General features: G+C 69.1%; 11 protein-coding genes. 5 read left to right on the forward strand and 6 right to left on the reverse strand.

The window, feature by feature from the left end:
* Positions 1–23 precede the first annotated feature (23 nt).
* From ACOCMM_RS01505 to ACOCMM_RS01515, 3 genes are read left to right on the forward strand one after another with little or no spacing between them, the layout of a single operon-like run.
* Positions 24–1187 (forward strand): ABC transporter permease, encoded by a 1164-nt coding sequence (locus ACOCMM_RS01505; protein WP_419551441.1) that lies wholly within the window; start codon positions 24–26, stop codon positions 1185–1187.
* On the forward strand, positions 1184–2218 hold the full coding sequence (locus ACOCMM_RS01510; protein ID WP_419551442.1) for an ABC transporter permease: 1035 nt from the start codon (positions 1184–1186) through the stop codon (positions 2216–2218). Before ACOCMM_RS01505 ends, ACOCMM_RS01510 begins: the two co-directional genes overlap by 4 nt.
* The gene (locus ACOCMM_RS01515) at positions 2218–3906 is read left to right on the forward strand and encodes an ABC transporter ATP-binding protein (RefSeq protein ID WP_419551443.1); all 1689 of its coding nucleotides are present in this window, start codon (positions 2218–2220) and stop codon (positions 3904–3906) included. The genes ACOCMM_RS01510 and ACOCMM_RS01515 overlap by 1 nt, the downstream gene beginning before the upstream one ends.
* On the opposite strand, the gene ACOCMM_RS01520 is transcribed toward ACOCMM_RS01515, so the two are convergent.
* Positions 3903–5933 carry a bifunctional aldolase/short-chain dehydrogenase gene (locus ACOCMM_RS01520; RefSeq protein ID WP_419551444.1) on the reverse strand — a complete coding sequence of 677 codons (2031 nt, stop codon included), beginning with the start codon at positions 5931–5933 and terminating at the stop codon, positions 3903–3905. The genes ACOCMM_RS01515 and ACOCMM_RS01520 overlap by 4 nt on opposite strands.
* On the reverse strand, positions 5933–7036 hold the full coding sequence (mtnA, locus tag ACOCMM_RS01525; RefSeq protein ID WP_419551445.1) for an S-methyl-5-thioribose-1-phosphate isomerase: 1104 nt from the start codon (positions 7034–7036) through the stop codon (positions 5933–5935). Before mtnA ends, ACOCMM_RS01520 begins: the two co-directional genes overlap by 1 nt.
* A gap of 67 nt (positions 7037–7103) precedes the next feature.
* On the opposite strand from mtnA, the gene ACOCMM_RS01530 reads away from it, so the two are divergent.
* Positions 7104–8210, forward strand: coding sequence for a class I adenylate-forming enzyme family protein (locus ACOCMM_RS01530; RefSeq protein WP_419551446.1), 1107 nt, complete (start codon positions 7104–7106; stop codon positions 8208–8210).
* Between the two features lie 7 nt (positions 8211–8217).
* On the opposite strand, the gene menC is transcribed toward ACOCMM_RS01530, so the two are convergent.
* On the reverse strand, positions 8218–9249 hold the full coding sequence (gene menC, locus ACOCMM_RS01535; protein ID WP_419551447.1) for an o-succinylbenzoate synthase: 1032 nt from the start codon (positions 9247–9249) through the stop codon (positions 8218–8220).
* Between the two features lie 94 nt (positions 9250–9343).
* Between menC and ACOCMM_RS01540 the strand changes: the two genes are divergently transcribed.
* The gene (locus ACOCMM_RS01540; RefSeq protein ID WP_419551448.1) at positions 9344–9772 is read left to right on the forward strand and encodes a cytidine deaminase; all 429 of its coding nucleotides are present in this window, start codon (positions 9344–9346) and stop codon (positions 9770–9772) included.
* Here the strand turns inward: ACOCMM_RS01540 and menH are convergent.
* Genes menH through ACOCMM_RS01555 form a run of 3 tightly spaced genes read right to left on the reverse strand, consistent with a single transcriptional unit; the run spans position 9744 to position 14436 of the window.
* Positions 9744–10553 (reverse strand): 2-succinyl-6-hydroxy-2,4-cyclohexadiene-1-carboxylate synthase, encoded by an 810-nt coding sequence (gene menH / locus ACOCMM_RS01545; RefSeq protein ID WP_419551449.1) that lies wholly within the window; start codon positions 10551–10553, stop codon positions 9744–9746. The two genes, ACOCMM_RS01540 and menH, sit on opposite strands and share 29 nt — an antisense overlap.
* Positions 10550–12328, reverse strand: coding sequence for a 2-succinyl-5-enolpyruvyl-6-hydroxy-3-cyclohexene-1-carboxylic-acid synthase (gene menD / locus ACOCMM_RS01550; protein ID WP_419551450.1), 1779 nt, complete (start codon positions 12326–12328; stop codon positions 10550–10552). Before menD ends, menH begins: the two co-directional genes overlap by 4 nt.
* An 8-nt stretch (positions 12329–12336) precedes the next feature.
* Positions 12337–14436: an isochorismate synthase gene (locus ACOCMM_RS01555; protein ID WP_419551451.1), complete on the reverse strand. Its 2100-nt coding sequence runs from the start codon at positions 14434–14436 to the stop codon at positions 12337–12339.
* Positions 14437–14528: the final 92 nt, after the last annotated feature.

Here is a 14528-nt window from a genome sequence, read left to right on the forward strand (position 1 = left end):
GGCCGCGGACACCTCACCTCGCCGTGAGCGCGTCCGCTGGCTCATCGGCGCCCGCTGAGACAGATCAGACAACCGGATCCGAGGCCGCCGCGACCCGGCGGGCCCCAGCCTCCCGGGTCACGGCTCGCACGGTCCTGCGCGCCGCAGCAGTACCGCTGGCATCAGTCGTGCTCGGGCTCGTGCTGGGCGCGATGCTCATCAAAGTGCAGGGCCATTCGGTTCTCAGTGCCTACGGGGCACTGGTTCTCGGCGGGCTGGGTGACGCCGATGCGGTGCTGCGCACTCTGCAGAAGGCCACACCGCTCATCTTCGGCGGCTTGGCGGTCGCATTCGCCTTCAAGGCGGGCCTGTTCAACATCGGCGGGCAAGGTCAGCTCCTGGTCGGCGCTGCATTCGCGGCAGGTGTCGGTTTTGGCATCGACGGTCTGCCGCTGGTGATTCACCTGCCCCTAGCGCTGCTCGTCGGCGGCGCTGCGGGAGCGGCGTGGGGTGCGATCGCGGGCGTGCTGAAGGCCACCTCGGGAGCACACGAGGTGATCGTCACGATCATGCTCAACTTCGTCGCCGGCAATCTCACGGATTGGCTGGCGGCGAATCCTTGGCAGGACACGTCGGGTTCGAATATCATTGCCCGCACCCCGCTCGTGGAGGACTCGGCCGTCATCCCCACCTGGGGCTGGCTGCCTGCGGGGTTCTTGCTGGCCGTGGCCGCCGCAGTGGTGTGCTGGTTCTTGCTGGAGCGCACGACGTACGGCTTCGAGGTGCGCAGCGTCGGGGCCAACCGTCACGCTGCCCGGTACGCAGGCATCTCGGTGGGGTGGATCATCGCGTCGGTCATGGCGGTGTCGGGGCTGTTGGCCGGCCTCGGCGGCGCTGTCGAGTCGCTGGGTGTGGACGGGCGGTTCGAAGCGGGCGTGAACGTGGGCCTGGGCTTCGAGGGCATCACCATCGCACTGCTGGCGCGGACACATCCGGTGGCCGTGATCCCCGCGGGCCTGCTCGTAGGGGTGATGGAAGCCGGTGCAGCCAAGATGCAGTTCGAGTCGGGTGTTGCACCCGAGATCATCGATGTCATTCAGGCGCTGATCCTGCTGTTCGTCGCTGCGCCGATGATTGTGCGCTGGCTGCTGCGGTTGCGCGACGCGGATGACCGCCGTCTCACCCTGGGCGCAGGTTGGGGCCGATGACGGTGATCGAGGCGTCGTCGGGGGCCGCTGTGCAGCGGCACTGGAGTCCGGCGCGCATCTGGACTGTGGCGGGAGCAGTTGCGGTCGTCGTATGCGTGTGGGGCTTCTACGCCTGGAACGGTCCGCAGACCACTGCTGTGCTGTCGGGGACCGTGCGTGCGGCCACGCTGCTGGTGCTCGGAGCGATGTGCGGGATGCTCGGCGAGCGCTCAGGAATCGTCAACATCGGGATCGAGGGGCAGTTCTTGATGTCGGCGTTCGCGGCGTTCACGGTGGCGTCGGTCGTCGGATCGCTCGCTGCGGGCGTGGTGGCCGGCGTGGCCACCGGGCTCGCGATGGGCTGGATGCTGGCCGCGATGTCGATCGGGCTGCGCACCGACCAGATCATCGCCGGCACGGTGCTGAACATCGCCGCGCTCGGCCTCACGTCGTTCTTCTACGACCGCGGGCGCTCGCTCGGCCAGCTCAAGTACCAGGCGATCGAACTCGGGCCGCTGGCCGACCTGCCGGTCGTCGGCAGGGCGCTGTTCAACCGCCCGCCGCTCACCTACGTCGCGCTCGTGCTGGTTGTCGTGCTGCACGTGCTGCTGCTGCGGTCGGTGTGGGGGATGCGCACCACTGCCATCGGCGAGCACCCCGGCGCCGCTGCCACGGTCGGTGTCGACGTCATCCGGCTGCGGTATCTGAACGTGACCCTGGCGGGAGGGCTGGCCGGTCTCGGCGGCGCATACCTTGCCCTCGAGGCCGTCGGCACGTTCAGCCGTGCGATGTCGGGCGGCCGCGGTTTCCTGGCGCTTGCCGTGATGATCTTCGGCCGCCGCACGCCGCTCGGCGCCTATGCCGCGGCCCTGTTCTTCGGCTTTACCACGGCATTGCAGAACCAGTTCCAGCTGAACGACACCTTCGATATTCCGGCGCAGTTCGTGGGGATGCTGCCGTTTGTGGTGACGATCATCGTGGTGGCCGCCGCAGGCCTGTTCGGGCACATGCGCGACCCCGCCGCGCTCGGTCAGCCCTACGAGGTTCGGTGATGGCTGCATCTGCGGCGAACGGCGCGCAGCCTGGGTTTGATGCGGCTGCTGCGCAGCGCCCCCCCGAGGTGCTGCTGGCAGGGCGGGGGATCACCAAGCGATTCGGCGCCGTGGTGGCAAACGACGACGTGTCGGTCGAGCTGCGACCGGGCCGCATCCTGGCGCTGCTGGGCGAGAACGGCGCCGGCAAGAGCACCCTCGTGAACGTGCTGTTCGGCCTGCACCGGCCCGATGCGGGCGAGGTGGTGATTGCCGACGAGACGGTGGAGCTGTCGAGCCCGCACGACGCCATCGCCCGGGGTGTCGGCATGGTGCACCAGCACTTCCAGCTTGTGCCCCCGATGAGCGTCGTGCGCAACATCGTGCTCGGCGCTGAGCCACACCGGTTCGGGATGATCGATCTGGCCCAGGCCCGGCGACGCGTCTTGGAGCTGGCGGAGCGCTTCGGCCTGCACGTCGACCCAGACGCCCCAGTCGAGGACCTGCCGGTGGGTGCGCAGCAACGGGTCGAGATTCTCAAGGCGCTGTACCGCGACGCCCGCGTGCTGATCGCCGACGAGCCCACGGCCGTGCTCACCCCGCAGGAGACCGACCACCTGCTCGGCGTGCTGCGCGGCTTGACCGACCAGGGGGTCGGCATCGTGTTCATCACCCACAAGCTGCGCGAGGTCATGGCTGCAGCCGACGACATCGTCGTGCTGCGCGAGGGCAAGGTGGTGGGCACGACCACGCCGGCGGAGACCAGCGAGGCAGCGCTGGCCGAGTTGATGGTCGGTCGGGCTGTGGACCTGAGCGGCGACCGCATCGAGTCGGGTGTCGTCGCGGTCGCAGGCCCGATCGCGACGGCCGCTGCAACACCAGAATCCGAGCCTGCCGGGACGCAGTCGCCCGCTGTTGAGCCCTCTGAGGACGCACGACCGGTCGTGCTCGACATCCGCAGCCTCTGCGCCGACGACGACCGCGGCCAGCGCGCCGTCGACGAGTTGTCGCTCACGGTGCGTGCTGGTGAGATCGTCGGCGTGGCCGGCGTGGAGGGCAACGGCCAACGGGAATTGGTGGAGGCCATCACTGGTCTGCGCCACGCGACTGCCGGCGACGTGTCGATCAGCGACCGGGATGCCTCAGGAGCGCGGCCGCGCCAGGTCACGGTCATCGGCGTGGGTCACATTCCCGAGGACCGGGCCAAGCACGGTCTCATCGGCTCCTACTCGGTGGCCGACAACTCAGTGCTGAACCGCTACTTCAGGCGTCCGTTCTCGGCAGGCGGCATGCTGCACCGCGACCGCATTGATGCACATGCCCAAGATGTCGTCGCGACCTTCGATGTGCGCACCCCGAGTGTGGACACGCCTGCGGACAGCCTCTCGGGCGGCAACAAGCAGAAGCTCATCGTGGGCCGCGAGTTCTCTGACGACATCGATCTGTTGATCGCCGCTCAGCCCACCCGCGGCATCGACATCGGCGCCATCGAGTTCATCTGGCGCCGTATCCGCGAACGCCGCGACGAGGGCACGGCGGTGCTGCTGGTGTCAGCCGAGCTCGACGAGGTGATGGCCCTCAGCGACCGGATTGCCGTCATGTACGAGGGCCGCATTGTGGCCACCGTCGACCCCCGCACCACCACCCGCGAGGAGATCGGCCTGCTCATGGCCGGCGCCACCCCAGCGGTCGCTGCAACCGGCAGCTAGATGACGCGGTCGCTGCCGCCGTCTTGGGGGATCTGGGCGCCGGTGGTGTGGGCGAAGGCGGGACCGCACATCTGGGCAATGAGCGCGCCGACATCGGCTGAGGCCAGCTCGCGGCCCAGCAGGTTGCGTCGCCGGTACTGCTCCGACGTCAACCCGTAGGCGGAAGCTCGCTCGGCGATGAGCTCATCGGACCACAGCCCCGTATCGAACACGCCGTCGGGATGCACGACGTTGACAGTGATGCCGTCGGCAGCCCACTCGAGTGCCGCGACTCGGGCGAGCTGGGTGAGCGCAGCCTTGGATGCCGAGTAAGCCGCGGCTCCCTTGCCCGGCGCGGGCACGTTCTTCGAGCCGACGATCACGACACGGCCGCCAGCGGGCGAGTGCCGCAGAACGCGGTGTGCCGCTGCGAGCGTGTTCGCCGTCCCGCTCACGTTGATGTCGAAGGTCTGCTGCCAGGCAGTTCCCAGCCCCGCATCGTCGGCGAGGCTGCCCAGCGGTGCCGAAGGGCCGAAGATGCCGGCTGCTGCCACGACGATGTCGATGCCCCCGAAACGCTCCACGGCGCCTGTCACCGCTGCCGCGACAGCGCCAGGATCGGTGACGTCGGTGACGGCGTGATGTCGCGCCGTCCCGGTGCTTGCGTCCGGTGCTTCGGCCAGGTCGATGCCGACCACCGCAGCGCCGCCGGCCGCGAGTGCGTCCGCTGCAGCGCGCCCGATGCCCGACGCAGCGCCCGTCACCAGCGCCACTTGGCCCGCCAACCCCGCCGGCGTTCCGGAGCGAGCCAGCTTGGCCTGCTCGAGCTCCCAGTACTCGACATCGAACAGGTCGGCTTCGTTGAGCGCCACGTAGCCACCCAGCGCTTCGGCGGCACAGATCACATCGATGGTGTGCAGGTAGATGTCGGCAGCAATGTCGCAGTCGCCGGCTCGCCGGCCCGCCGTCCACAGCCCGAGCCGAGGGTCCAGTACCACCCGCGGCGCAGGGTCCAGCATCGTGAGTGTCGTGTGTGCGCCGGGTTCGTCATGCCGTGCACGGTTGCGTTCGAAGTACTCGCGATAGTCGGCTGCGAACGAGCCGACGTCGCGGCCCACCATCGGGAACTGCTTGGTGCGGATGATGTGATCGGGCGTCGCCGGTCCCCGGCGCGCCACCGATGCCACGTCGTCTCGGGCGCAGAACGCCGCGGCTCGTTCGTCGTGCACGGCGCGCAGCAGCATCGGCGTGCCGGCCGCAGCTGAGATCGCTGCTCGCAGCTCCGCTACCGCCTCGACCGTGTCAAGGCTGATGCCACGCGCCCTGCTGGCACCCGTCTCGCCCGCATCGCTGCCGCCGAACGAAGGCGCCCCGGCATCGGCGAGGCACTGCTCGGCCTCGCTGATGAAGGCGATCATCGAGTCGTAGGCAGCGCGCACCGTCACACCGAAAGTGAAGATCCCGTGGTTCGCCAGGACCATGGCCTCGGTGCCGTCGTGCGCCTGCGCGGCCCATTCGACGGCGCAGCGACGGGCAAGGTCGAACCCCGGCATGACATATGGCACCACGACGATCCGGTCGCCCCAGAGATCGCGCACGCGGGCATCGCCGGCGCCAGTGTTGGTAAGCGCCAGAACGGCGTCGGCGTGACTGTGCAGGACCGCTCGCTGCGGCAGCAGCGCGTGCAGGATGGCTTCCACAGACGGGTTCGGTGCGCTGGCATCGAGTAAGTGGATGCGCAGCTGGTTCACCATCTCGGTATCGCTCAGCTGCTCCAGCTCCGCCAGTCGCTGCACAGGATCGAGTCGCAACGGCGCGAAGCCGGGCGGTTCGATGGTGCCGAGGTCCCAGCCGCTGCCCTTCACCCACAGCGTCGGCACCGGTTCACCCCAGGCGTCGCGGCTCGTGCCCTTGATCGACGTGTTGCCGCCGCCATGGAGCACCAGTGCCGGGTCGGCACCGACCAAGCGTGACCCGAAAGTGATTTCGCCGAGATCGCCCAATGCGGCCCAGCGCTCTGCTTCGGAAGCATCCCAACGGTTCTGCATCAATCGGCCCTCCCTCGGGGACCCCGGGTCGCTGCCAGGGCTGCGGCGATGGAGGGGCCATACGGCGGTCGCAGGACTCCGGCATCGGTGATGATCGCCGTGATGAGGCGGGCCGGCGTCACATCGAACGCCGGATTGACCGCCCCCGCGCCCGCAGGCGTGAGTCGGCGCCCGCCGACGCTGTGCACCTCGTCGGGATCCCGCTGCTCGATGGCGATGCGCTCGCCTGACGGCACCTCCGGGTCGATCGTCGTGGTCGGGGCGGCGATGTAGAACCCGATGCCCGCATCGGCGGCGGCGAGCGCATGGACGAAGGTGCCGACCTTGTTGGCGGTGTCGCCATTCGCAGCGATGCGATCCGCTCCCACCATCACCGCATCCACTTCGCCAGCGGCGATCAGCGACGCCATCGCGCTGTCCGCCACCACCGACACGTCGATGCCAGCGTCGGTCAGTTCCCACGCCGTCAGTCGTGCACCCTGCAACAGCGGCCGTGTCTCTGACGCCAGTACCCGAACCGGCTCGCCAGCTGCGGCCTTGGCGTACACGGTGGCCAGCGCAGTGCCGATTCCAGCGGTGGCCAGCCGGCCTGCGTTGCAATGCGTCGCGATGTTGGTCGCGTCAGCGAGGACCTGACGCCCGAGGCGTCCGATCTCTGCACACGCCTCGGCGTCCTCGGCTCCGACGGCCTGCGCTTCGGCAAGCAATCGCTCTCGCAAGGTTGCTGTGTCTGTCGCGGCGGGGGTGCCGAGCGCTGTGTCGATCGTACGGTCGACCGCCCAGCGCAGGTTGACCGCCGTCGGACGGGCATCGCCGATCTGAGTGCGCAGACGCTCGAGTACCGATCGAGCCTCGTCGAGCGAGCGAGGCGCCGCTTCGTCGAATCCGACGACGACGGCGAGAGCGCCGAACGCACCGAGTGCGGGCGCGCCCCGGATTGCGAGCCGCTCCATGGCATCCATCGCGGTCGCCGTGTCTCGCACATCGATCAGGGCCAGCTCGGCGGGCAGTCGCGTCTGGTCGATGATCTCGATGCTGTCGCCGGTCCAGCGCAGCGTTGGCGTCGGCGATGGGATTGTCCCACCGACATCGGATCCAGTCATGTCGCGGACCAGTCTCGCGGGAGAAATCCGGCGGACGCACCCGACACCCGCCGGTAGCGTCCGCGCCGTGCATCGACTGGTGGCCCTGTCGCTGGGCGGAGGCGATCGCTTCGTGACCGAATTGCAGCGCGCCTGGGACGCCAGCGACGCCGTATTGCCGGTTGACCAGCGCTTGCCAGCGGCAGCACAGCAGTCGCTCGTCGAGCGCATGGGAGCCAGCATCGTCGTAGATGCCGCCGGTCGTCACCGCCGCCGCGGCGGCTGGGCCGTCGAGCCCGGCGACGCGCTCGTAGTGGTCACCAGCGGAAGCACCGGCGAACCAAAGGGCGCGGTCCTCACCCACGCAGCCATCGAAGCAAACGCGATGGCCACAAGCTCCGCGCTCGAGGTGGATCCCACCACCGACCGCTGGCTGGCATGCCTGCCGCTCGCGCACGTTGGCGGGCTGTCCGTTGTGGTTCGCGCACTGCTGACCGACACCCCCTGCGAAGTCCACGACGGCTTCGACGCTGCAGCAGTCGCCGACGCCGCCCGGCGGGGAGCAACGCTGACGTCACTCGTGCCGACAGCGCTGCAACGCACCGAAGCGTCAGCCTTCCGAGCCATCTTGCTCGGCGGTTCGGCCATGCCCGCCGAGCGACCCCAGAACACCGTCGCCACCTACGGCTTGACCGAGACGTTCAGCGGCGTGGTCTACGAGGGCTGGCCTCTACGCGGCGTCGAGCTGCGCGCCGTCGGCGACGAGGTCCAACTGCGATGCCCGATGCTGCTGCGCTGCTACCGCGACGGCACCGATCCCCGCACCGACCACGGCTGGTTCAGCACCGGCGACGCCGGAGCCGTCGCTGACGACGGTCGCCTCTCAGTCTTCGGCAGAGTCGACGACATGATCACCAGCGGTGCGCAGAAGGTCTGGCCGGTCGCAGTCGAGCGGATCCTGGCCCAGCACCCCGGTGTCGCCGAAGTCGCCGTCGTCGGCCGTCCCGACCCCGAATGGGGCCAAGCAGTCACTGCCGTGATGGTCCCCGCTGACCCCACCAATCCTCCATCGGTCGACGAGCTCCGCGACGCCGTCAAGTCCCACCTTCCCGCCTACTGCGCACCGCGCGCGATCGAGCTGGTCGACACGCTGCCCAAGACCCCGCTCGGGAAGACCCAACGCTGGCGCATCTAGCGAGGGTTCAGGCGCCGCCGGTCGAGGCTTCGGTGGGCACGGGTAGGTAGCCGCCAGCAGGCGTGACATCTTCGGGCAGCGGGTCGGCGAACAGCGTCGCGGTGCCAATGCCGTGCACGCCGTGTGGATCGACAGCTACCGCCGTGTCGCGGGCGACCCGCAGACCTGCAGGACCGCAGATGAACGACGACACCACCGAACGCACACCGCGCATCGACGCTCGGCGGGACAGGTCGTAGGTGGCGTGCGGCCCACCCAGCACGGCAGGCTTGAGGACCGCCACCTCGATAGCGCCCACCTCGACGAGCCGGTCGAGCGCATCCGGGTCTCGCAGGTGTTCATCGGCCGCCACGGGCAGCCCGACGGTGCGGCTGATCTGCGCCCAGTCCGCAGGCTGTGGCGTGGGTTCTTCCACGAACTCGATGTCGAGGTAGCCGACGCGACGCAGCACTTTGATCGCGGTTGAACGGTCCCAGCCCCCGTTCGCATCCAATCGCAGCGCCACGCCGGCCGGCAGCGCACGGCGCACGGCGGCGATGCGCGCAGACTCGTCCGCGGCCGACGCGACGGACACCCCGTTACCGCTCGGATCGCTCGCCGCAACCTTGAGCTTCACGGCCACATGGCCAGCCGCTGCTGCGCGCGCGGCCCGCTGCGCGGCGGCTTCTGGATCCAGGTCAGCGACGAGTGCGTGCGTGGCGATGCGCCGCTGGGCGGGCGTCTTCCCGGCAAGAAGCGTGGCCAAGGTCACGCCCTCGATCTCGGCATCGAGCTGCGTCAGCGCAGACTCGACAGCAGCCGCAGCGCATGGTTCACTCGGCGGATCGCCCTCGGGATCGGTCGCCCATCGCTCGAGCGCTGCGAGCGCCTCATCGTAGGTCTCTACGCCGAATCCAGGCAGCGGCGCTGCCTCGCCTCGACCCACGCAGGCGTGGTCGCCCACGTGCACCTCGATGCCACGGCGAACGGTGATCGGGCCGTGGGCCGTCAGCAACGGCTGTGCGAGCGCCAGCTCGAATTCCCCCAAGGTCGCCTGCACCGGGTTGAAGCTATTGGGCAGACGGCACCGTTGCCCCTCTGCTTTGTGCGGGGCATACCCTCATCGACCATCCGAGGGGGAAGACGCACCACCGATGCCGAGAGAAGCCGACATCCCGTGGGCTGAGCTGCGTGCCGCGGCCCAAGACGCGTCCCGCATGGCGTACGCGCCGTACTCCAACTTCTCTGTGGGAGCGGCCGGTCTCGTTGACGACGGGCGAATCGTGTCTGGATGCAACGTTGAGAACGCGTCCTATGGGCTGACGCTCTGCGCCGAATGCGGTATGGTCAGCGACCTGCATCGCAGCGGGGGCGGTCGCCTTGTGGCCGTGGCGGTGACCGATCCTGAGGGCAACTTGCTCGCCCCCTGCGGCCGCTGCCGGCAGCTGTTGCACGAGGCCGGTGTTCCGGATTGCGCCGTGAACGAGCACACCACAGTCAGTGAGCTGTTGCCCGGCGCCTTTGATTTGCCCGCTCCCCGTGAAATGCCCGGGGTCAGTGAGCGTCGAGGTGCTGGCGGATAGCCGCTGCGCACCTGTCAGGGTCTTCAAGATGGACGGCATGACCTGAGCCATCGGGCACGACGAGCTCACTGTCGGGGAGCAGGCTGGCCATCTTGCGGCCGGTGGTGACGAACTTGGCGTCCAGTTCACCGCACACCACCAGTGTCGGTACCGCAATGCCAACCAGCTGATCCCACAGCGGCGTCATCGAGCCGGTTCCCGCGGCACGCAGCGAGTTCGCCAGACCCGCGGGATTGCACTTCATGCGCTGGCGGATGGAGGCGTCCCACTCGTCGGGGTCGAGGCGAGCGCGCAGCGTGTCCCACATCGGCAGGGCAACCCAGTCGTCCACGAAGCGCGCCAGGCCGAGCTCGTCGATCTGATCGGCGAGCGCTTCGTCGGCTTCGCGGCGTTTCGCACGCGCTGCGGCGTCCGCCAGCCCGGCGGTGGCGCTGATGAGGCTGAGCGAGCGGCAGACCTCCGGGTGCGTCGTGGCGAGGGCAAGTGCCACCCGGCCGCCCATCGAGTAGCCGACGACGTGGCACGGTCCATCAGGCGCCGCGGCCGCCAGTTCGGCGAGCAACTCGGCCGTGGCCTCGAGGCTGTAGGACGCCAGATCTGGCGGTGATGGGCTGTGGCCGTGCCCGACGAGGTCCACCGCGACGCGCCGGTAGCCCTTCAGCCGGTCCACCAATGGCGCCATCGCAGCGGCACTGCCGGTAAATCCGTGAATCACGATGACTGGTGCCCCGCTGCCGGTGACCGTGGTGGCGAGCTGCAGCGCTGCGGGCGCAGACGTCACTGCGAGCCCGGTTCGGCGCCCGCTGTAGCCAGCTCGACGGCAGCAGCGAGGCGCCGGTGCTGGTCGCGGTTGGCGTCCGGGTCGATGTCGATCGTGATGACGCGTACGCCGCAGCCCGAGTGGGTCGCAGCCAACAGGTCATGCAGCTGCGCACATGACGCAACGTGGTGGTGCCCGAAGCCCACGGCGGCTGCCAGCCCGCCGGCGAGTTCTGCACTGCGACGAGCGGGCGGCGTCGTCAGCAGCCGATCAAATGCGTCGGCGTCGACAACCCCGTACGCGGGCAGGAACGAAAAGATCGTCCCGCCGCCGTTGTCGACCACGACGACCGTGAGGTCGATCGGCGCCGGTGCTGGATCGAACGCTCCCACGAGGCCGCCGAGATCGTGGCGGAATGCCAGATCCCCGACCAGCACGGTGGTAGGTGTGCCCGACGCCGCCACCCCGGCCGCTGCCGAGATCACGCCGTCGATGCCGCTGGCGCCCCGGCTGGCGTGCGCTGCCAACGGTTCGGGGCGAGCACGAAGGTAAGTGTCGACGTCTCGAACCGGCATCGAATTCGACACGTACAGCGCATGGCCCGCGGGCAGGCTGCGTCCCAGTTGCCGAGCCACGCCCGCTTCCTGCAAGGGTTCAGCATCGAGCACGCCGTCAATCGCTGCGCCTGCGCGTGCATCGGCTTCGGCCCATCGCCGCGCCCATCCAGCACCGGGCCCGGACAGCTGTCCGGCCGCTTCGGCCAGCACGTCGGGCCCCACCCCCAGGTGCAACGTGACGTTGAAGCTGGCATCGGTCCAGCTGCGCGCCGGGTCAACCAGTGCAAACGCCGGACGATGCCGCTCAATCCAGAGCCGCAACGACTTGCATGTGGGCGCTCCGCCGACGCGCAGCACTGCTCCGGGCGGCTCGGCGTCAGCCCATGCCGTCCGGAGCAACACGTCGTGATGATCCGTCACCACAACTCCATCCAGCTCACGCCGAAGCTGCGAGCAAGGCTCAGCCAACAGCGGCCACCCCGTAGCCCGGCAAAACTCCGCCACCGCATCCACCCAGCGATCACCGTCATGCATCGGACCCGCGACCACCACCCCTCGCCCGCGACGCTCAGCGAACTCCACCAGCGCATTCACAGCGCCCGCTGATTCGCCAAGACCGCCTGTGTCGACGCGTGTGCGCATAGGGAGGGGAGGGGCAGGCGAAGAAGCAAAGCCATTCGGCTCCAACGGTTCCAATGGCTCACGAAACGGCAAATTGACATGTACCGGTCCAGGATTGAGCCCAGCCGCCTGCTGGACCGCCCGCGCCGCTGCGACAGCGAACCACCGTGTCGCTCGATCAGGCGGCAGCTCCGATGGCACCGGGGTCTCGCAGAACCAGCGCACGTGGCTGCCATACAGCGAGTGCTGGTCGATGGCCTGGCCGGCGCCCCAGCCGCGCAGCTCCGGCGGCCGGTCAGCAGTCAGCACTACCAGCGGCACGCCCGAGTAGTGCGCCTCGACGACTGCTGGCAGGTAGTTGGCGGCTGCGGTGCCCGACGTGCACACCAGCACCGTCGGTTTTCCGGAGCCCTTCGCCAGCCCGAGTGCGAAGAAGCCAGCGGATCGTTCGTCGATCCTGACCCACGTCTGCAACCCGGCAGTGGCGTCGACGGTGAGCGCCAGCGGCATCGACCGCGAACCCGGGCACACCACCGCATCGGTGACGCCGGCTGTGACCAGCCCCTCGCACAGCGAGCGGCAAGCCACGTATGCCGAATCGTGCTCGGAGATCTGCATGCTGTGGTTCAGTCGCCTTCGAGCGCGTACAGGAGGGCTTCGAGCTTGGTGGCGGTCTCGGCCAGTTCAGCGCTCGGATCTGCGCCAGTCACGATGCCACCGCCCGCGAACAACCTGGATTCGGTCGGACTAGTCAGCGCGCAGCGCAGTGCAACGCGAAACTCGCCGTGCCCGTCCAGCGTCGTCCAGCCGACCGGCGCTGCGTACCAGCCACGGTCGAAGCCTTCGTGCTGCTCAATCCAGTCGCGGGCAATGCGCCGTGGAAGTCCCGCGACTGCCGCCGTGGGATGCAGTGCGCCGGCGAGTTCCAGCACCGTTGAGCCCGCCGTGACACGTCCGGTGATCGGCGTATGGAGGTGCATGATGCGCGCCAGCTCCATGACGCCGGTCGGCGAGGGAGGATCGAGCGCCACACCGCACGCACGCAGCGTGTCGCGCACGTCGGTGACCACCATCGCGTGCTCGGTCAGCTCCTTGGGATCGCGTTGCATTTCGGCCCCGAGTTCCCGGTCTCGTGCCGGATCGCCGTAGCGGGGCCGCGAGCCGGCCAGGGCGTCGGTGTGCAGCCGTGTGCCGTCGAATTGCACCAGCCGTTCAGGCGTGGCGCCGAAGAATGTCTGCGACCCGCGTCCGAATGCGAACGACGCGCAGGACGGATATCGCGTCCGCAGCCGGTCGAGCACTGCGATGGGCTCGAGGCGCGACGCTATGCGCAGCTCGCGAGCCGTCACGACCTTGTCGAGCCCTCCCTCGGCGATCCTGCGCAGTGCGCGCCGCACGAGCGCGACATAGCTGTCGTCGGCTTGATAGCTGCTGCCGAGCAACGCAAGTGCAGCCGCATTCAGATCGCTGGCTGCCGTGTCCGCGAGTTCAGGGTCCGCAGCGCTGTGCACGGCTGCCATGACCGGCCACACGCTGGCACCCGGCGCTGATGTCAGCCAGGACCGGCCGCCGTGGCGCACCAAGAGCAGCTCGGGCAGCGTCAAGGCGCCTGTGCCGAATGCCTCCCACGCCGAAGGGGCCTCGGGCGGGTCTGCGCTGAACGAGAAGCCGCCGGCGAGCAGTGGTCCGATCGGATGACCACTGTCGCCGGTCACGGTGACATCCAGCAGGCCCAGCGCCTCGGCAACGGAGACCCAGCGTCCAGCGCCCGGCTCAGCGCTGGCTTCGAAGACGCTGCCGAGGGCGCAGAACTCCAGATCGTCGTCGGGACATGCCCAGTACACCCGTTGCGACCCCTCGGCTGCGGCGAACACCTCCAGCGGATCGGGCGCCCCGGGCAGCTCCCGGCATTCCAATGTCAGGGTGCGGGTGCCGCGCAGGCCCGCTGACGCGCCGCGGCGGAACCCCGCTGCGGCGGGTGCGCTCGGCCCTGCCACCGTCACCACCGAGGGGGTACTTCCCGCCGACTCATGGTCGCTGCCGGCCAGGACCCGTTCGGTGGCGTGTTCGACGAGTGCTTCGCGGAAATGCTGTGCCACCAGATCGGTGACCAGCGGGATCAGGCGAGCGGCCAGATCGGCGCGTTGTGCCGCGGGCACGTCTGCGAAGCGGTCAGCGAACAGCCCGACCGCGTCCGCAGCGACAGCTTCCATGTTCGATGCGTGCCGCAGCGCGAGGCCGATGAGATCGTCGAGCGGCATTTCGGCGGCGAGCAGCTCTGCGGCCGCGCGCAGCATCGTCAGCGCGCCTGTGCTGTAGAGCGCGTCGTCCGCGGCACCGCCGGCATCGGCAGTCGAGGACGCGTCATCGCCGCCCACGGAGGGGTGCAGCGGTCGCACCAGGCCGGTGTCGGTCGCCAGCCGCACGAGTTCTTCCTCGAGCCCGGACTGCTGCACCAACTCGTCGAAGGCCAGGGTGTCACCGTGGCGTCCGCCCAGCGCAAGCAGCATCGGGTCGTCGTGGCCGTCGCCGAGCCGTCGAATCTGCGCCAGCGAGAAGCCCGCCTCAGCTAGGCGTCGGATCTCACCGAGCCGTCGCTCGTGGCTCTCGTCGTACTGTGCCACGCGGCCCTGACGGGCGGGCGGGTGCAGCACCCCGATCTTCTGGTAATAGCGCACGGTGTCGACGCTCACCGAATGCGCCATCGCCAGATCCTCGACTCGCACGGTCCCAGCGTAGACGCATTGTGAGAGTGATGACTCCAAGAGTGCTCGCTTTGTCGATCCGTAAGGCCTCCCACTATCGAACGGTTGGACGC

It is taken from the genome of Candidatus Poriferisodalis sp. (assembly GCF_965198245.1).
Lineage (GTDB): Bacteria > Actinomycetota > Acidimicrobiia > Acidimicrobiales > Poriferisodalaceae > Poriferisodalis.